14 protein-coding genes and 3 tRNA genes are annotated in these 20,440 nt (G+C 39.3%); 14 read left to right on the top strand and 3 right to left on the bottom strand.

The genetic code is table 11. The features are described 5' to 3' along the window. Window positions 1–426: 426 nt before the first annotated feature. Window positions 427–518 (bottom strand) — tRNA-Ser (locus tag T529_RS0109550). A 300-nt stretch (window positions 519–818) separates the two neighbouring features. On the opposite strand from T529_RS0109550, the gene eno reads away from it, so the two are divergent. From eno to gloA2, 9 genes are all read left to right on the top strand, one after another. Further along, on the top strand, window positions 819–2,126 hold the full coding sequence (gene eno / locus T529_RS0109555; protein WP_419187891.1) for a phosphopyruvate hydratase: 1,308 nt from the start codon (window positions 819–821) through the stop codon (window positions 2,124–2,126). Window positions 2,127–2,269: 143 nt separating this feature from the next. Beyond that, the gene (gene dapF, locus T529_RS0109560; protein ID WP_033163387.1) at window positions 2,270–3,109 is read left to right on the top strand and encodes a diaminopimelate epimerase; all 840 of its coding nucleotides are present in this window, start codon (window positions 2,270–2,272) and stop codon (window positions 3,107–3,109) included. Next, a complete protein-coding gene (dapD, locus tag T529_RS0109565; RefSeq protein ID WP_033163388.1) occupies window positions 3,099–3,800 on the top strand; it encodes a 2,3,4,5-tetrahydropyridine-2,6-dicarboxylate N-acetyltransferase in 702 nt (233 codons plus the stop codon). Before dapF ends, dapD begins: the two co-directional genes overlap by 11 nt. A gap of 2 nt (window positions 3,801–3,802) precedes the next feature. Beyond that, entirely contained in the window at window positions 3,803–4,918 is a 1,116-nt protein-coding gene (locus T529_RS0109570) for a M20 metallopeptidase family protein (RefSeq protein ID WP_033163389.1), read from the top strand. A 306-nt stretch (window positions 4,919–5,224) separates the two neighbouring features. After that, complete coding sequence (locus tag T529_RS0109575; protein WP_033163390.1) at window positions 5,225–7,324, top strand: glutamine synthetase III family protein; 2,100 nt, start codon at window positions 5,225–5,227, stop codon at window positions 7,322–7,324. 25 nt (window positions 7,325–7,349) lie between these two features. Continuing rightward, on the top strand, window positions 7,350–11,852 hold the full coding sequence (gene gltB / locus T529_RS0109580; protein ID WP_033163391.1) for a glutamate synthase large subunit: 4,503 nt from the start codon (window positions 7,350–7,352) through the stop codon (window positions 11,850–11,852). A gap of 5 nt (window positions 11,853–11,857) precedes the next feature. Beyond that, window positions 11,858–13,306, top strand: a complete 1,449-nt coding sequence (locus T529_RS0109585; protein WP_033163392.1) for a glutamate synthase subunit beta — start codon at window positions 11,858–11,860, stop codon at window positions 13,304–13,306. A gap of 78 nt (window positions 13,307–13,384) precedes the next feature. After that, window positions 13,385–13,460 (top strand) — tRNA-Lys (locus T529_RS0109590). 55 nt (window positions 13,461–13,515) lie between these two features. Next, on the top strand, window positions 13,516–13,899 hold the full coding sequence (gloA2, locus tag T529_RS0109595) for an SMU1112c/YaeR family gloxylase I-like metalloprotein (protein ID WP_033163393.1): 384 nt from the start codon (window positions 13,516–13,518) through the stop codon (window positions 13,897–13,899). Window positions 13,900–13,910: 11 nt separating this feature from the next. On the opposite strand, the gene T529_RS0109600 is transcribed toward gloA2, so the two are convergent. Then, window positions 13,911–15,377 (bottom strand): tetratricopeptide repeat protein, encoded by a 1,467-nt coding sequence (locus T529_RS0109600; RefSeq protein WP_033163394.1) that lies wholly within the window; start codon window positions 15,375–15,377, stop codon window positions 13,911–13,913. A 191-nt stretch (window positions 15,378–15,568) separates the two neighbouring features. On the opposite strand from T529_RS0109600, the gene T529_RS0109605 reads away from it, so the two are divergent. Both T529_RS0109605 and T529_RS0109610 read left to right on the top strand, forming a co-directional pair. Continuing rightward, window positions 15,569–15,644: transfer RNA gene (locus tag T529_RS0109605), tRNA-Lys, on the top strand. A gap of 83 nt (window positions 15,645–15,727) precedes the next feature. Then, complete coding sequence (locus T529_RS0109610) at window positions 15,728–17,335, top strand: HAD hydrolase-like protein (RefSeq protein WP_033163395.1); 1,608 nt, start codon at window positions 15,728–15,730, stop codon at window positions 17,333–17,335. 24 nt (window positions 17,336–17,359) lie between these two features. Here T529_RS0109610 and T529_RS0109615 read toward each other — a convergent pair whose 3' ends face one another. Beyond that, window positions 17,360–17,893 (bottom strand): NUDIX domain-containing protein, encoded by a 534-nt coding sequence (locus T529_RS0109615; protein WP_033163396.1) that lies wholly within the window; start codon window positions 17,891–17,893, stop codon window positions 17,360–17,362. A 220-nt stretch (window positions 17,894–18,113) separates the two neighbouring features. Here T529_RS0109615 and T529_RS0109620 point away from each other — a divergent pair, with 220 nt between their 5' ends. The 3 genes from T529_RS0109620 to T529_RS12880 all read left to right on the top strand — a co-directional run. Next, window positions 18,114–19,079, top strand: a complete 966-nt coding sequence (locus T529_RS0109620) for an RluA family pseudouridine synthase (RefSeq protein WP_033163397.1) — start codon at window positions 18,114–18,116, stop codon at window positions 19,077–19,079. Window positions 19,080–19,140: 61 nt separating this feature from the next. Beyond that, a complete protein-coding gene (locus tag T529_RS0109625; protein ID WP_033163398.1) occupies window positions 19,141–20,064 on the top strand; it encodes an ROK family protein in 924 nt (307 codons plus the stop codon). Window positions 20,065–20,271: 207 nt separating this feature from the next. Then, the coding region (locus tag T529_RS12880; RefSeq protein WP_202962295.1) for a transposase at window positions 20,272–20,440 on the top strand (169 nt) is incomplete at its 3' end.

Consider the following 20,440-nt stretch of genomic DNA (forward strand, 5'->3'; position numbering starts at 1 on the left):
TTTTTGGATTTATTTGCCTTTATGTTCACATGACTTGAGTGACACTCAGGACATTCATATGTTTGTCTCTTCATGACTATACTGAAGACATATTTCTCGTCTTTTCTGGTGATATTCACATCCTCAACTGTATCTGGATCAAGATCCAGCATATAGCATAATTCTTTATTGTCCATAATTTCATTCCCCTTCATCTAAGAGACGGACTTCATTATTATGCATAATTTAAAAGGATCATGAAACATAAGTTCATGACCCCACGATATTTTATTGCCTCATATCTAAATGACCCCACAATTATTTAAAGGGCTACTGTGACCCCACGATTATTTAATATACCTAAATAATTCAGGAGCAGTTGAACTGCTCCTTTTACATTTGGAATATAAAAAAACATCGGACAAATGTCCGATGTCAACTTCGCAATGGCGGAGGCAGAGAGATTTGAACTCTCGCGCCAGTTATCCCGACCTACTCCCTTAGCAGGGGAGCCTCTTCAGCCACTTGAGTATACCTCCAATGGATTGCCTACATAATATATCATGTGATAGGATGAAATGCAAGGATTTTTGAAAAAATATTTTACTAAAAACGTTGTTATGACAACATGAGGAATGCACGAATTACGTTACACTAGCATTGTACTTTTTAAAGAGTATTTAAGTTGATTTATAGGTTTGTTTATGCTAACTTATAGATGGAAAGTGAAGTAAGCCTTCGCTAACCAACTTTGTTTGAATAAGTCATTCTTTCGTCCAATTTAGAGAATGACTTCAAATAGTCCATAAGCAGCAAGTCTGCTTTTATATAAGGAGGATATGAAAATGGAAAAAGATTTAATTAGTCGTGTATATGCACGTGAAGTACTTGACTCACGCGGCAATCCAACAGTAGAGGTAGAAGTTGAAACAACATTTGGTGGCTTTGGCCGTGCCATTGTTCCTTCAGGAGCATCAACAGGTGTTCATGAAGCTGTCGAATTACGTGATGGTGATAAGAATAGATATTTAGGTAAGGGTGTAACTAAGGCTGTTAAGAATGTGAATGAAGAAATCGCTCCAGCTGTTATTGGTTTACCAGTTACTGATCAGCGTTTAATTGATAAGACAATGATTGACTTAGATGGTACTGAAAATAAAGGTCGCTTAGGTGCAAATGCTATCCTAGGTGTTTCTCTTGCCGTTGCCAAGGCAGCTGCTGATGCTTTAGGTTTACCACTTTACAAGTATATCGGTGGTAATAATGCCTATGTTATTCCTACACCAATGATGAATATCATCAATGGTGGTGAACATGCTGACAACAATGTTGACTTCCAGGAATTCATGATTATGCCAGTCGGTGCACCTACATTCAAAGAAGCTATTAGAATGGGTGCTGAAGTCTTCCATAACTTAAAGTCAGTTTTAAATGCCAAGGGCATGAATACAGCAGTTGGTGATGAAGGTGGTTTCGCTCCTAACTTACAGAGCAATGAAGAAGCTATTCAGGTTATCTTAGAAGCTATTGAAAAAGCTGGGTATAAGCCAGGTGAAGACGTTATGATTGCGATGGACGTTGCTTCAAGTGAATTCTATGATACAGAAAAAGGCATTTATACACTTGCTGGTGAAGGTGGCAAACAGTTCAATAATAAAGAATTCGTTGATTTCTTAGAAACATTAGTTGATAAGTATCCAATTATCTCTATTGAAGATGGCTTAGCTGAAGATGACTGGGATGGCTGGGATTACTTAACTGCTAAGTTAGGCAAGAAGATCCAGCTGGTTGGTGATGACTTCTTCGTTACAAATACAAAGCGTTTAGCTAAGGGTATTGAAAGAGGTGCTGCTAACTCTATCTTAATCAAGGTTAACCAGATTGGTACATTAACAGAAACTCTTGAAGCAATCGAAATGGCTAAGGAAGCTGGCTATACTGCTGTTGTTTCACACCGTTCAGGTGAAACAGAAGATACAACAATTGCTGATATCGCTGTAGCCACTAATGCTGGTGAAATCAAGACTGGTTCTGCTTCAAGAACAGACCGTATTGCGAAATACAATCAGTTATTAAGAATTGAAGATGAACTTGGTGACCAGGCACAATATAAAGGTATTCATTCATTCTATCAGTTAAAGAAATAAATCTTCCTTGAAGATCCCCTCGTGGGATCTTTTCTTTTGCCGAGTGATTTGTTTTCAATTGGGAGGTTAGTTGGTATAATGATGGTGTATTGATTGCATTGTCAGTCAAGTTTAGTTAGAATATGACAAAAAGGAGAAGGCAAATGAAATTTACGAAGATGGAAGGTATTGGTAATGATTATATCTATATCGATAACCGTGATCATTTCTTTGATTATGATCCAGCTTTCATTACCAAAATCAGTGATCGTCATATGGGTATTGGTGCTGATGGCCTCATTGCCCTGGAAAATAGTGACAAATATGATTTTAAAATGCGCATGTTCAATGCTGATGGCTCAGAAGGGCAGATGTGCGGCAATGGTATTCGCTGTTTAGCGAAGTTTGCTTATGACAACAAGTTGACAGACAAAACCCATCTTGAATTTGAAACAAAGGCTGGTAAGCGTATTGTGGACTTGATCTTAGAAGATGGTCAGGTCACTGGCGCTACAGTGGATATGGGTGTCCCTTCAAGCAAGGTCAAAGACTTACCAATGGTCTATGATGCAGAAGAATGTATTAATGGGGAATTTGTCGTTGGGGGCAAGCGTTATCGTGGAACAGCCATCTCAGTTGGTAACCCACATATCGTGATGTTCACAAAGCATTTACCAGAAGATATCGAGACAGATGGTTTCAAGATTGAACATTCTGGTGTGTTCCCAGAAAAGGTTAATGTGGAATTTGTTGAAGTTATTGACCGTAATCATTTAAAGATGCGTGTCTGGGAACGTGGTAGCGGAGAAACGTTAGCCTGTGGTACAGGGGCATGTGCAACTGTCTATGCAGCTATTTTAGAAAACAAGATTGATACAACATGTGATGTAGAATTGCTTGGTGGCCATTTATCAATCACTTATCGTGATGGTCATCTCTTCATGACTGGCCAGGCGAGAACAACATTTACCGGAGAAGTAATGGAGGAAAATTATGTTAGATAGTGCTCAGGAAATTATTGATTATATTGCGAATGCGAAAAAGAAAACACCAGTTAAGGTTTATGTAAAAGGTCATGACTTACCAGATACAGATACAGTTCATTGTTTTGGTGATGAAAAGAGCCGTGTTTTGATTGGTGAATTAGAAGATGTTAAGGCTTATTTAGAAGAAAACAAAGAAGCTATTAAGGATTGTTATATGGAACAGGATCGTCGTAATTCAGCTATTCCAATGCTGGATATGACAAATATCAATGCCCGCATTGAACCAGGCTGCTTTATTCGTAATGGTGTCACAATTGGTGATAATGCCGTTATTATGATGGGAGCAGTTATCAACATTGGAGCTGTTATTGGCGAAGGCTCAATGATTGATATGGGCGCTGTTCTTGGCGGTCGTGCAACAGTTGGCAAGCATTGTCACGTTGGTGCTGGTGCTGTTTTAGCTGGCGTTATTGAACCAGCAAGTGCTACCCCTGTTATTCTTGAAGATAATGTCTTAATTGGTGCCAATGCCGTTGTCATTGAAGGTGTTCGTATTGGTCATGATGCCGTTGTTGGCGCTGGTGCTATTGTTACAGAAGATGTGCCTGCCAATGCCGTTGTTGTCGGTAATCCTGCTAAAGTCATCAAGATGAAAGATGATAAAACAAAATCAAAGACAGGCTTAGAAGACGATTTAAGAAAGATCTAGCCATGTTAGAACAATTACAGAAATGGCGTCGTGATCTTCATCAGATTCCTGAACTTGGCCTCGAAGAAAATCAGACAACGGAGTATCTCAAAAACGAACTGATTAAGATGGGCTATGACCCAAAGCCACTTCCACAGCTTAAGACTGGCTGCTGTGTCTATCTTGACTATGGCTTTGAAAAATGTGTTGCCTTTCGTACAGATATTGATGCCCTGCCTATTTGTGAAGCCAATGACATTGCTTTTAAAAGCGGACATGAAGGCATCATGCATGCATGTGGTCATGATGGCCATATGGCGGCCATGCTTGGCTTTGCCTATGCTCTAAAGCATGACAATATCCAGCCACAGGTCAATATTTTGCTGATCTTCGAACCAGCTGAAGAAGGACCGGGTGGGGCAAAGATCATTGTGGAAACCGGCCTTCTTAAAGAAATGAATGTTGAAGCTATCTTTGGCATTCATCTTATGCCTACTATAGAAGAAGGTGTACTAGCTACCAAGAAGGATGGCTTAATGGCGGAATGTGGTGAAATCGATATCCATATTACTGGTCGTGATGCCCATGCTGGCTTGCCACAAAATGGCATCGATTCCTTGCTTGTCGCTGCCCACTTGCTAGAAGGCTATCAACAGATCTTAACACGCATGAAGTCTCCCTTTGATCCTGCCATTATCAATATTGGCCAGATTCATGGCGGCACTGCTAGAAATAGTGTTGCAAAGGAATGTGAAATGCATGGTACAATGCGTACCTACAGTGAAGATGTCTTTAATTTCTTGGTGAAGAAGATGGAAGATTTTAATAAGGGCGCTGAGATAAGTTATGGCTGTAAGATTGACTTTAGCTGTCCACCGCTCTATCCACCTGTTCTCAATGATGAAAAGCTTGTGAAGTTCTTAAGTGAGATTGATGATATTGTCTTGCTTGATGAACCGCTCATGCTTGCTGAAGATTTTTCATTCTATCAAAAAGCAGTACCTGGTGTCTTTGTCTTTGTCGGAACGAAATCTGAAAAATATCAGTCAGGTCTGCATACAGATCATTTCAACTTTGATGAAAAGGTCTTAAAGAGAGCTGTTGATATGTATATCAAGATTGCTTGTCAGTATAAGTAAGAGTCTTAGTACAAATGTACTAAGGCTTTTTTCTTTTTGAAAATGAAAAGGCTCACATCGTAGGAATTGTTGAATAAGTATTGATTTTCAAATGAAAAACAATTATTTTAGTGTTGATTTAAGGAAAAAGGTGAAAGTGAAAATACATATTTTGGAATTATACAAAAATTGAGAAATTACTTTATGGATACAAGAAATTGTTATTAAAGTGATAAAAAGATATTGACGAATGTATAGAGTTTTGTATAATAAGAGAAAATTAGACAAGGTGATAATAAATTATCACACTTGAGAGGAGGAATACGTATGGAGAAATCAATACCTGAAATGTATGGAAGTCTTGTATTTAATGATTCTGTGATGAAAGAGAAACTACCTAAAGATGTTTATCGTAAATTACATAAAACATCAAAATATGGAGCATCTCTTGACTTAGATGTAGCGAATACTGTTGCTGCAGCAATGAAGAACTGGGCTGTTGAACATGGCGCAACACACTTTACACACTGGTTCCAGCCAATGACTGGTGTCACTGCGGAAAAACATGATTCCTTTATCTCACCACGTTCTAATGGTGAAGTGATTATGGAATTCTCTGGTAAGGAATTAGTGAAAGGTGAACCTGATGCTTCAAGTTTCCCAAGTGGTGGTTTACGTGCAACATTCGAAGCAAGAGGCTATACAGCATGGGATCCATCTTCACCTGCCTTTATTAAAGATGGCACGCTTTATATTCCAACTGCTTTCTGTTCTTACAGTGGTGAAGCTCTAGATAAGAAGACACCTTTATTAAGATCAATGGAAGCTTTAAATGAACAGGCTGTCAAAGTCTTACATTTACTTGGTTATGATGATGTGACACATATCGATACAACGATCGGTAGTGAACAGGAATATTTCTTGATTGACAAGGATCTTTATAAAAAGAGAAAGGACTTGCTTTTGACAGGCCGTACTTTAATTGGTGCACCTGCTCCTAAGGGTCAGGAAATGGAAGATCATTACTTCGGTGTCCTTAAACCAAAAGTATCAGAATATATGCATGACTTGGATGAAGAGTTATGGAAGCTTGGCGTTCCTGCTAAGACAAAACATAACGAAGTTGCCCCAGCACAGCATGAATTGGCTCCAGTTTTTGAAACAGCTAACGTTGCTGTTGACCACAACCAGCTAACAATGGAAATGATGAAGAAAGTTGCTGATAAGCATCACTATGCATGTCTTCTTCACGAAAAGCCATTTGCCGGTGTCAATGGTTCAGGTAAGCATGATAACTGGTCTATTGTTACAAATACAAAGATGAACCTCTTAGATCCAGGCAGTGATCCATATCACAATAAGACATTCCTTATTTTCTTACTGGCAACAATTTCTGCCGTTGATAATTATCAGGATCTCTTACGTATCTCAGTCGCAAGTGCTGGTAATGATCACAGACTTGGCGCTAATGAAGCTCCTCCAGCAGTTGTTTCCATCTTCGTTGGTGACGAACTTGCGAAAGTGCTTGATGCCATTGACCATGAAGCAAGTATGGAAAAAACAGAAAAGACGGAAATGTCAATTGGGGCAGCCGTTCTTCCTAACTTTGTCAAAGACCCAACGGACCGTAACAGAACTTCACCATTTGCCTTCACAGGTAATAAGTTCGAATTCAGAATGCCTGGTTCTTCCTTAAGTGTTGCTGATCCAAATATTATCTTGAATACAGCAGTCGCAAGCTCACTAGAAGATATCTATGATGCCTTAAAAGATGTGCCAGCAGAAGAATTTGACCAGGAAGTCTATAAGCTTCTTAAGAAGATGCTTGACGACCATAAGCGTATTTTATTCAATGGTAATGGATATACAGATGCATGGCTTGAAGAAGCTAAGAAACGTGGCTTATTCAACTTAAAATCATTACCTGATGCTTTACCACAGTTCAAAGCTGAGAAAAATGTGGATCTCTTTACGAAGTACCATATCTTTACAGAAAGTGAAATTGATTCACGTTATGAAATTAAGCTTGAAAACTACTCTAAGACAATTCATATTGAAGCACTTACTATGATTGATATGGTTAAGCGTGATTTCACACCAGCTCTCTTCAAATATATGAAAGCTGTAGAAAGTGAATTATTGGATAAGAAAGCATTATTAGGCAGTGTTTCTGGTTATGATCTCAGAGTCCTAAAAGAACTAGATGCATGTTCTAATGCGATTGATGAAGGTTTAGCTAAGCTTGAAGCAGATGTGAAGAAGGCAGAAGGAGAAACTGATTCACTTGCTCAGGCAGAGTTCTATCACGATGTGATCTTGAAAGATATGGATGAATTACGTGTTCCAGTTGACACTGCTGAAGCAAAATTACCTTCAGAAGCATTACCATATCCAACATATGATCAGTTATTATTCTCATTAAGATAAAATAGATAGGAGAGGAATACGAGAAATGGAAAAATACATCCCTTTAGAAAAAGATGCCTGTGGTATCGGGGCAATCGTTAATATCGATGGTCATAAAGACAATCGGACATTGGACGATGCCTTACATATTGTAGAAAAACTAGAACACCGTGCTGGTAAGGATGCCAGTGGAAAGGTTGGCGATGGTGTTGGTATTTTACTCCAGATCTCGCATTCTTTCTTTAAAAAAGCATTAAAAGATAGTGCTATTAAGATTGGTGAGGAACGTGATTATGGTATTGGCATGTTCTTCTTCCCTGATGACAGCTTAAAGAGTACTTTTGCGAAGCGTATGTTTGAAGTCATTGTTGAAAAGAATGGCTTGAAATTCCTTGGCTGGCGTAAAGTCCCTGTTCATGATGAAATCTTAGGACAGGTAGCTAAAGACTGCATGCCTAATATCCTTCAAGGCTTTATTGAAAGACCGGAAAATGTTGCTCAGGGCTTGGATTTTGATCGTAAGCTCTATGTTGTCCGCAGAGAATTTGAACAGAGTAGTGAGGATACTTATATTTGTTCTCTCTCATCACGTACGATTGTCTATAAAGGGATGTTTTTAGTAACCCAGCTTAGAAACTTCTATGATGATTTACGTGATCCTGACTACAAGAGTGCCATTGCTATTGTGCATTCTCGTTTCTCAACAAACACTATTCCCTCTTGGGAAAGAGCTCATCCCTATCGTATGATTGCCCATAATGGTGAAATCAACACTATCCGTGGCAATAGCGATCGCATGCTCGCCCGTGAAGAAACAATGAGTTCAAGCGTCTTGGAAGAAGATATGGAAAAGATTCTTCCTGTTATTCGTCCATCCGGCTCTGATTCGGCTATGCTGGACAATACGCTTGAATTCCTCTATATGAATAATATGCCATTGCCTCTTGCAATGATGGTGCTGATTCCTGAACCATGGAAGCATAACCGTTTTATGAGCGCAAGAAAGAAGGACTTCTATCACTACTATGCAACAATGATGGAAGCCTGGGATGGTCCAGCTGCTATTCTCTATACGGATGGTGATATCTTAGGGGCTACCCTTGATCGAAATGGCTTAAGACCATCGCGTTATTACTTAACGGATGATAATCGTCTCATTCTTTCAAGTGAAGTTGGTGTTCTTGATATTGATCCCGCTCATGTCATTAAGAAGTCAAGACTTGAACCAGGTAAGATGCTCTTAGTGGATACAAAGCAGAAACGCATTATTTCTGATGATGAATTAAAGAGCTACTACTCAAATATGCAACCCTATGGAGAATGGCTGGATTGCAATTTGCTCCATCTCTCTGACTTAAAGATCCCTAACAAACAAGTGCCAACACACTCTCAGCTAGAGCGTGATCGCTTATATAAAGTCTTTGGCTGGAATTATGAAGATGTCAAAGCCATGTTGATTCCAATGGCTACAAATGGTGTAGAACCAACAGCTTCAATGGGACACGATATCCCATTAGCTATTCTTTCTTCTCACCATCAGCCACTCTTCTACTACTTCAAACAGCTCTTTGCCCAGGTTACAAATCCGCCTATCGATTCACTAAGAGAAAAGATTGTCACTGATACAACAGTCTATATTGGCAGTGACGGTAATCTTCTTGAAGAAAAGGGCAAAAACTGTCGTGTATTAGAAATTGAAAACCCAATCTTAAATGGTGTGGATTTGATGAAAATCAAGAGCCTTAATCAGCCAGGTTTTAAAGCAAAGACTATTTCCTTACTTTACTATAAGCATACGTCTTTGAAGAAAGCGATAGAATCTCTCTATATCGCCATTGATAAAGCCTACAATCAAGGCTACAACATCATTATCTTAAGTGACCGTGGCGTGGATGAAAACCATGTGGCTATCCCTTCTTTATTGGCTGTTTCAGCCGTTGAACAGCATCTTGTATTAACGAAGAAGAAAACAGCGGTTTCCCTCATTCTTGAATCAGGTGAACCAAGGGATGTCCATCAGTTTGCGACATTATTAGGCTTTGGGGCAACAGCCATTCAGCCTTACCTTGCTCATGAGTGTATTGGCGAGCTTATTCAAATTGGCATGTTGGACAAAGACTATTCAACAGCTGTTGAAGACTATAATAAAGCGATTCTTGGTGGTATCGTTAAAGTTATGGCTAAGATGGGTATTAGTACTTTGCAGTCTTATGAATCAGCACACATTTTTGAAGCTATTGGCTTATCTCAGGAGCTTGTTGATGAATACTTTACAGGTATTGTCAGCAAGGTAGGCGGTATTGGCATTAAGGAAATTGAAGAAGGTGTCAATTTCCGTCATGATCATGCCTTTGATCCAATGGGATTAGGTGTTGATACAACATTGGATTCTATCGGCTTCCATAAATTACGTTCTGGTGAAGACAAAGAGGATCACCTCTATACACCAGAAGCCATCACAACACTACAGTCATCATTAGTTCATGGTGACTATCAGGAATTCAAACGCTACACTGCTATGATTGATGATGAAAAACGTCCTCATACATTGCGTAGTCGTATCGAAATTGTACCAAATCGTAAATCCATTCCGCTTGATGAAGTTGAACCAGCATCTGAAATCGTTAAACGTTTCAAGACCGGTGCCATGAGTTATGGCTCTATCTCTAAAGAAGCGCATGAAACAATGGCCATTGCGATGAATAGACTCCATGGTAAAAGCAATACGGGTGAAGGTGGCGAAAACGAAGATCGCTTTAATAGCGAAAGAAACTCAGCCATCAAACAGGTTGCTTCTGGTCGTTTTGGGGTCACTTCAGCCTACTTAAATAGTGCGATTGAAATTCAGATTAAAATGGCACAGGGGGCAAAGCCAGGTGAAGGTGGACACTTACCAGGTAAGAAAGTTTATCCTTGGATTGCCAAGACAAGATATTCTACGCCAGGTGTATCCCTCATTTCTCCACCACCTCATCATGATATCTATTCTATTGAAGACTTAGCACAGCTTATTTATGACTTAAAGAATGCCAATAAGGATGCAAGAATTTCTGTTAAGCTTGTTTCTGAAGCGGGTGTTGGGACAATCGCTTCAGGTGTTGCCAAAGCCGGTGCTCAGGTTATCTTGATCTCAGGCTATGATGGTGGTACGGGAGCTGCTCCTATTAGTTCCATCCATCATGCTGGCTTGCCATGGGAACTTGGCTTGTCAGAAGCCCACAAAGCTCTTGTAGCCAATGGCTTAAGAGACCGTGTGCTGATTGAAACAGATGGTAAGCTGATGAGTGGTCGTGACGTTGTCATTGCGGCATTGCTTGGTGCTGAGGAATTTGGCTTTGCGACAACGGCCTTAGTGGCAATGGGATGTCGTATGATGCGTGTTTGTAATAAAGATACATGTCCATTTGGAGTGGCAACACAGAATAAGGAATTACGTAAACGTTTCAAGGGTAACCCTGAATATGTCATGAATTTCATGATGTTCATAGCTGAGGAAGCAAGAGAAATCATGGCTGAACTTGGCTTTAGAACTATTGATGAAATGGTTGGTCATACAGATTGCCTCAAACAGCGTAAGGGTGATTTCCCGGTTGCTGATAAGATGGATTATGCATCCATCCTAGATACAACATATGCATCATCACCAATTAACCACTTCAATCCAGCTCATGTTTATAATTTCAAACTAGAAAAGACATTGGACGAACGTGTTCTCATTCCAGCTCTTCAGCATTTCAAAGCTGGTGATCATAAAGAAATTGATGTCAAGATCACATCAACAGACCGTACATTTGCGACAAGACTTGGCTCAGAAGTCACAAAGAAGTTTGGCAACAAGCTTGAGGAAGACAGTATTGTCATCAAGGCAACGGGTGGTGCTGGTCAGTCCGTTGGGGCTTTCCTTCCTAAGGGCGTAACGGTAAGAGTATCTGGTGATGCCAATGATGGTGCAGGTAAAGGCTTATCAGGTGGTAAGATCATTATTAAGCCTGATGACAAAGCACCATTTGATCCATCAGAGAATATCATTGTCGGTAATGTGGCGCTCTATGGGGCTACAAGTGGTAAAGCTTACTTTGAAGGTGTTGCCGGTGAAAGATTCTGTGTCAGAAACTCAGGTGCAACGGCCATTAGTGAAGGATGCGGTGACCATGGTCTTGAGTACATGACAGGTGGTAAGGCTGTTATTCTTGGCCATACGGGCAAGAACTTTGCCGCTGGTATGAGTGGTGGTATTGCCTATGTACTTGATGAAGATCATACACTTTACTTAAAGATGAACAAAGATATGGTGACAATGCATGAAGTCACTGAAAAATATGATAAACAGGAATTACGCGATCTGATTGAAGATTACTATAAGGAGACAGGAAGCAAGAAGGCCAAGATGATCTTGGATGACTTTGAGAACTATATTCCTTGTTTCAAGAAGATTGTGCCTGATGATTATGCGAAAGTGATTAAGTTAATCAGTCACTTTGAAGAACAGGGTATCTCCCATGAAAATGCACTCATGGAAGCATACCAAAAGGTTAGCAGAGAGGGGTAAGAAGAATGGGTAAACCAACAGGATTTATGGAATATACGCGTCATACCAATCCAGAACGCGCAATAGATGAAAGAATTAAGGATTACTTTGAATTCCACTCTTCTTTGGATGAACAAGAAAGAAAAACACAGGCTGCAAGATGCATGGATTGCGGTGTGCCATATTGTCAGAGTGCCATGGAAATCAAACATCGTGTTGTGGGTTGCCCACTGCACAATCTGATTCCTGAATGGAATGATGAAATCTATCATGGCCATCTCAATCATGCCTTAAGCAGATTGTTGAAAACAAATAACTTTCCAGAATTTACATCACGTGTATGCCCAGCCCTCTGCGAAAAGGCGTGCTTATGCGGCGTGAACGATTCTCCTGTCACAATTCATGATAATGAAAACTTTATCATTGAATCAGCTTTCAAGAATGCTCTGATGACTCCTCGTATTCCCGTTGTTAGAAGCAGTAAGAAGGTCGCAGTAATCGGCAGCGGACCATCAGGACTGGCTGTTGCGGATTCGCTCAATCACAGGGGGCACCATGTTGATGTTTATGAACGCGATGATCGTATTGGTGGCTTGTTGATGTATGGTATTCCTAACATGAAGCTCGATAAGTCGGTGATTGATCGACGCCTGAAACTGATGGAAGCAGAAGGCGTTGTCTTTAAGACAGGGGTGAATGTAGGTAAGGATATTACTAAGGAAGAACTGTTGAAAGAATATGATGCGGTTGTTCTTTGTGTTGGCTCAAAGCAGGCGCGTACATTGCCAAATGTCAAGGTTGCAAAGAACGTGATGTTTGCGGTCGATTATCTTGCCCATTCGACAAAGAATGTCCTTGCCAACAAGGCTGATAACCAGGCAAAAGGCAAGCATGTGGTCATTGTCGGTGGTGGTGATACGGGCAATGACTGTGTTGCGACGGCAATTCGTCAGCAGGCAAAGAGTGTTGTCCAGCTTGAAATGATGAGTGAACCACCACATGAAAGAACAGCTGACAACCCTTGGCCAGAATGGCCAAATGTCAAGAAGACGGATTATGGCCAGCAGGAAGCTATTCATGTCTTTGGAAATGACCCTCGTATCTACAACACAACAGTTAAAGAAGTGATTGAAGAAAAAGGTGTCATGAAAAAGATCAAGATCGTTCAGGTTAAGTTTGAAAATGGCAAATTGACTGAAGTTGCTGGCAGTGAAAAGGTCATTGACTGTGATTTACTGATTATTGCAGCAGGCTTCACCGGTGCTGAAAGCTATGTCACAAAGGCTTTCAACTTAAAAACAACACCAAGAAATACGATTTTAACCAATGATGCGTATCAATGTGGCGATACTCCTATCTTTGCAGCAGGAGATGGCCATCGTGGACAGTCATTAGTCGTTTGGGCTATTGCTGAAGGACGTAACTGTGCTGCTAATGTTGATCGTTATCTCATGGGCTATACAACAATGGAGTAAAGGTGTCCTGCCTTTATTCCATTTTTTTCGTTTTTCTCTTGCATTATCAAATAAATGTGTTATACTCATATGTGTCGCCTCTCCTTAGCTCAGTTGGTAGAGCATCTGACTCTTAATCAGAGGGTCCACGGTTCGAGCCCGTGAGGGGAGACCATTTAACGATTAGGAATCTGCTTAGGCGGGTTCTTTTTTTATGCCAGGAGGGAAGTATGCATTTTTATGCGATTCATCATATTGCCATTATCGTCAGCAATCGACAACAAGCGAAAGAATTCTATATTAATAAGCTGGGCTTTTCATTAATACGTGAGAATAAGCGACTAGATCGTCATGACTGGAAGATTGATCTAAGCATTAATGAGACAACGGAATTAGAAATATTTGTCAAAGAGGATGCAGCCAAAAGACCTAGCTATCCTGAAGCCTATGGCTTAAGACATTTAGCTTTTCAGGTTGATTCGGTTGATGAAATGGTTAAGGAACTTAAAGAAAAAGGTATTCTATGTGAACCAGTACGTCTTGATACCTATACGCATAAGAAAATGACTTTCTTTCATGATCCTGATGGTTTGCCTATTGAAATTCATGAATAAAAAAAGGAGAATCAGCAATTCTCCAGGTTTGCGATTTTGTTTTTGAGTAATTCCGCTTTCTTTTTGTTTTTAGTTACACCAATCCCTTTTTCATAACAGTCAACTAAGATCATCAAACTGCGCATATTATTATGCTTTGCACAATCTTCTAATAAAGAGATGGCTTTCTTTGTATCTTGGGTGACATGTTCACCTGTTAAATAGAATTCACCAAGAATACTGCCTGCTTCATAACTGCCTTTCTCATAAGCAATATGAAGCCATTCAAGAGCCTTCTCAATGTCTTTCTCAACAATAATGCCACAGAAATAGAACGAAGCTAAATTCATGGCATCACTCTGATCACCCTTGCTTGCAGCACTTATTAAGCTGTTTTCCGGATCATCCTTATTGATGCTTAAGACCTGTAAGAGACGTAATGACTGTTCATGTCCTAAATTGGCTGCTTCTTTGAGATATTTGAGAGCTAAATTTGTTTGTTGGGCTTTAAAATAATCAAAGGCAAGTCGGTTGAGATCTTCAGGTCTCTTTGTCTTTGCGGCAATCTGACTCAGCTCAATAAAATCATCTAGGGATAGCACTTTTCGTCCCTTGAGTGACTGTTCGTTATGCAGGTAATCCAAGAACTCAAAGGCATCTTCATAGTCTGCCTTGAGAGCCTGTTGAAGATAGTATTTGAGCGCTTTGGTATCTTGAGGAACATGCGGATTATCCCCAAGATAGAAGATGGCGAGCTGATAGGCTGCTTGAGCACTCTCATATTGAGCAGCTTTTTTCAAATAAGCTATGCCTTGGTTATAATCTTGATAGGTGTTGATATAGATGGAACCAGTCATGTAGAGTGATTCTTTATTGTTGTCTTGATTGCCATATTGATAATACTTGAGTGCTTTGGCATCATTCTTTAACTCTTCATCAAAAAAATAAGTATCACCAATCAACATCGCGGCTTCTTTATAGCCTCGATCAAGTGCCTCATGTAATAATGCGAGGCCTTTTTCTTTATCACAAGTAACCCCAATGCCATAAATATAACATTCACCAAGATGACTCGTTTCTTTTAGATCACCGTTTTGATAGCCTTTTAAGGCTTGTTGATATTCTTTTTCATTTGATGCTTCTTGAACCTGAGCGTAATCGATCTGTCTTAATAAGTCAGAAGCTTCATGACTGCCTAGACTTAAAGCGCGCTTAGCCCAGTGTCTTGCTTGTTTAAAGTCACGCTTGACACCTCTTGCCGTCATATAGGAAAATGCAAGTTCAAGCATAGCTGGAACATAGTAGTGATTTGCGCTCTTTTCAAGATAGCTGAAAGCACGATTGGCATTATAGGAAAGATGTTCACCACTTAGATATTCCATGCCTAATTGATATAAAGCTTCAGGATGATCTTCTTGAGCAAGTTCTCTTAGTCTTGTAATATAAGAGTTTCTCTTTTGGGGTGTGTTCTTCTTTTTCTTCATTCTTTTTGTTGCCATAGTCATTCCTCCGATGTTTATTATAATGTATTTAATGGAATCTTTAAGAAAAGAATATATATGAGTGATAAAGAGATTGACTGGTTTCTGATTCTTAAAGTAATTCTTCAGCTATTTGAAATATTTTGATGGAATATTTAAAATTTATTATTGACTTTAGTAAGGGAATTGAGTATAGTATATCACGTAATCTCTCCTTAGCTCAGTTGGTAGAGCATCTGACTCTTAATCAGAGGGTCCACGGTTCGAGCCCGTGAGGGGAGACCATTTTTTTATCACAATGAGGACCTAATCTAGGTTCTCTTTTTTTTCTATATTTGGTATAATACTGTTAATATGAGGGGAAAATTATGAATAGACAGAATGTAACAGATATCCAATTAGTCATCCTAGAATTAGATGGCTGTATATTCAATTTAAACCATTATCGTTACAATTTCTATAAGAATCTTGCCAGTCAGCGTGATATAACAGTTACACCAGAAGAATTCCATGAGCATCTTGGGAATATGTATACGATGTATGATGAGCTGCCACTCGCAAAAGCAGTGGGGCCACAACAATTAAACAAGCGTGTAGAAAAAGATTTATTGAATTATTTAAATCTAAAGAAAGCAACACCTAATGAAGGCATTAGTGAACTTGTTGAATACTTCCGTCAAAAACATATCAAGATTGCTGTCTTCTCAACTCATAAGACAAGTACAGCCATGGATTATTTGGAACTTGGCGGTTTGCGTAAGAAAGTGGATTATGTCATTGGCTCTGATACTAAGCTTGCACCATTACCTTCGACAGAAATGCTTTCTTTCCTAGCTGGGCGCTATAAGGTTAAAGCAGATGCTATTCTGGTTATTACAAGCATCTTTGCCTTAGAAAAGGCTGCTGCTAATCTAGGAATGAATGTGATTTTTAAAGAAGACTTGATCAGTGCAACACTTGAAGAAAAGCGTTTTGCTTTTACAACAGTGAAGAATATGTATGAAGTCTTGAATACAGTCATGTTCGATCATCTTGAAAACTACAAGATCTTTGAACCAGCTTTAGGTTTGACTCCTGATCTTGATCGTAAGCAGCTCAAAGAAGTCTATGAGCGACTAAAAGAGAATTACAAGGATGATCCTGAATTGCTGAAGGTTGTGGAAGATACATATCGTAATCGCTTAGCTGATTTAGAAAAAGAACATCCACGCTTTATCTTTAGTGATGAGGAAGATCCTATTACTTTACCAGTGGAACTGAAGGATTCTGAATTTGTCCATCGTATTAAATATACAACGGATGATGCACCGGAATTGCCATCATTTGTTGAAGCAAGCGCTGAGACAAGTGAGGAAGATGTTGATGAGGTTGGCCAGTCTTCTTTTGAAGATGAATATAACCAGGAAGAACCTGAAGCCAAAAAAGAAATTGAAACGATTAAGGTGGCTGTTGATAATTCAGGTTCATTATCATTAGATGATGAGGAAGCAAAGGATTTAAGTGAAGTTCTTTCTAAAGTCTTGAATGAAGAAGAAAAAGAACCAGTTCACTATAATGTGGGTGAAGTAAGTGAAGAGGTTATGAAAAAGCGCCCACATCTAATTCTCAATGCCCTATTGAATATTGTTTTCACATTAATGCTTTCATTATTCCTTTTGATTATTGGTTTATTCATTTATGTGATTTTTATTAATAATTTTGAAAGTGGCAATCTGGTGTGGCTGGCAAGACTTTATATGCATTATGCAGACTTCTGCAATATGTATTTCAAGGCTATTCTTGATGGTCTCCATGCACTCATTCAGGCCATTCCTAACTATGCAAGCTTTACTTCAGGTAAGTTTATGAGCTATTCAGCCAGTCAGCTTGTTGCTGTATATGTCACAAATACACTTATTATCATTGTGATTGAAGTTATTGTTGCTTTAATCAAGCATTTAAGAACACCGGATGTAAAAGAAGAGGAAGAAGCATAAAAGAGCTCATGATAGAACAATCTATCACAAGCTCTTTTTTTCACTGTAGGCATAGAGAATCGCTATCTGTGTTTTGGCATCCACAATTTCTCCATTTAAAACCATCGCATAGGCTTTTTCTAGTGGGACTTTGATGACTTTTAAGAATTCATCGTCATCAGCAGGCTTGCTGTCATCGACATGCTTAAAGTCAACAGCTTCATAGAGATAATCTACTTCGCTACTGTAACCAGGAGTTGGCAAAAGTTTAAGAATGAAGTTCATTTTCTTAGCCCGGCGATCAGTTTCTTCCTCAAATTCTCTAAAACATGCTTCATTACGATCCTCGCCTTCTTCAAGCTTGCCAGCTGGGATTTCTAAGGTATCACATGCATGAGGATAACGGTATTGCTTGACTAGAAGAATACAGCCATCTTCAATCGCAAGAATACAAACACCACCACGGTGATAGACAACTTCTCTTTTGGCCTTTTTGCCATCTTCGAGTTCTACATCATCATATGTGACATGAATAATATTTCCATTAAAAATTGTTTCGCTTTTTAGTTTTTTTTCCATTTTTACACCTCTAGCGCTATTATACCATCATTATAAGAAAAAAGAATGCGGGGGCGCATTCTTCGTTCTTATTCTCTTCTGATAATAGGGGGAGTAAGTTCTTGACTTACCATAGATACATTATCATATTCTTTTCAAAATGTAAAGGCTTACTTTTCGAAATGTGTGGTAGTATTTGGATAAAAGTTGTTGTAAGGTATAGATGAAATAGGAGATTGATATGAAAATTTTAAAAATAGACCATCTGCATGAGAATCAGCGTATTGATAAATATTTAAATAAGCTCTTACCCAATGCCCCAAAAGGCTTTGTTTATAAGATGCTTAGAAAAAAGGATGTCAAAGTGAATGGCAAAAGAGTCAAAGAGAATTATATTGTCCAATATGGTGATGAAGTCAGTCTCTTTCTCTATGATGACCGCTTTATCGCATATAGCAAAGAAACAACAATCTATGAACTACCCATTCAATTCAAAGTCATCTATGAAGATGAACATATCCTGATTGTTGATAAACCGGTTGGCTTGCTTGTTCAGCCTGATGATCATGAAGACATCAACGTGCTCTCTAACCAGGTTCTTACTTATCTTTATCAGAAAGGGGAATATGATCCACAGAAAGATTTAGGATTTACACCTGGGCCAGTCCATCGTCTTGATCGTAATACAAGTGGTCTCGTGATCTATGGCAAGGATATGCGAGCACTTCAGGATCTTAACGAAATGATGAAGAAAAGACATTGCATTGATAAGAAGTATTTAACGGTTGTCAAAGGACATATGGATGAAGCGGATCTTAAAGGCTATGTCGTTAAAGACCAGGAAGCTGGCAAAATGCGTGTTGTAAGTTCTGATTATCCCAATGCCTTAAGCATGCATACACTTGTGCATCCTTTGCGATATGGCCATGATGTGACTTTAGTAGAAGTCAGCCTTGTTACAGGAAGAACACATCAAATCAGGGTCCATCTTGCATCCCAGGGTCATCCTGTAATGGGAGATCGTAAATATGGTGATTTTAGCTGGAATAGGGAAATTGCGAAGAAATATAAACTTAATAATCAGTTCCTTCATGCTTATTCTTTGACCTTTACAAATCCTTTTGGTTCAATGAAATATTTAAAGGATAAGACATTTATTTCACCATTAAGTGGGAATTTTAAGAAAATCGTTGATGACCTCTTTTAAAGTGCTTTCATCTTTGGTATATCTATAATATAATGAAAATATCAAGGGAGGAAATTCTTGTATGAAATTTTATATTGGTGTTGACTTAGGGGGCACAAATGTCCGTACATTACTTGTTGATGAAAAGGGCCAGACTTATTCCGAAGTGAAGGAATCGACGGAAAGTGAAAATGGTCCTGAATATGTTGTCAGCAAGATTAAACGCATGATTCGTACATTGGATTATGATGCATGTGATGGCTTTGAAAATGTGCATGGTATCGGTATTGGTGTACCAGGACCTGTTGATACGGTTCATGGCACAATGATCATGGCAAGTAACTTACCAGGCTTTGCCGGTTATCCAATTGCTAGTGAGCTTTCTGAAGAATTCGATAAACCAGTCTTTATGGATAATGATGCAAACTGTGCAGGTTTAGCTGAAGCATTGCTTGGGGCAGGCAAAGGCTATCCAACTGTTTACTTCATCACTGTTTCAACTGGTGTTGGTGGCGCATTTATTGTTGATGGTAAGCTTATTTCTGGTGGACGTGGTCATGCTGGTGAAATCGGCAACATGATCATTAAGCCAAATGGACGCAAGCAGGGTGCATTAAACCCAGGTGCTGTTGAAGCAGAATGCTCAGGTACTGCTATTACAGCTAAAGCTCAGGCTATCTTAGGCAAGGATGTTATTAAACATGCTGGCAATGTCTTTGAATTGGCATCAGAAGGTAATCCTGACGCTAAGAAGATTGCTGATGAAGCTATTGATGAATTAAGCTCAATGCTTGCTAATATTGCTCATACTGTTGATCCATATTGCTTTGTGCTTGGTGGTGGTGTCATGAAGAGCAGGGATTATTTCTGGGATGTTTTAAATGAACAGTTCAATAGTAAGATTCATGTTGGCATGCGAAATCATATTCCACTATTATTAAAGAAACTTGATGACTGTGGTGCGATTGGTGCAGCAATGTTACCAATGAGTCAGCTAGGTGAATAAGAAAAGCAGGGAAACCTGCTTTTTTTGTTGTAGTACAAGCGAAGCTTGTATCTAGTCTTTAGACAGTTGAGCGTACGTAGGACGTGAAACAATAAACCACCTGCTATGCAGGTGGATGGCAAGACAGTTATACAAAAACATCACCGTTCCTTCTATAATGGTAAGTGTTCAAGTTACCGCTAAAAAAGAAAGGAACGGTGATGTCTCATGGCTCATAAAGCCAATTCGCTATCGCATACAAAATGGTATTGCACATACCATATCGTATTCACACCAAAGTATAGACGAAAAGAAATATATGGTCAATATCGAAAAGACCTTAAGGAAATCATAAAGGAACTCTGCAGGTACAAAGGGGTGGAAATCGTAGAAGGAC

This window comes from Sharpea azabuensis DSM 18934 (genome assembly GCF_000702165.1).
Lineage (GTDB): Bacteria > Bacillota_I > Bacilli_A > Erysipelotrichales > Coprobacillaceae > Sharpea > Sharpea azabuensis.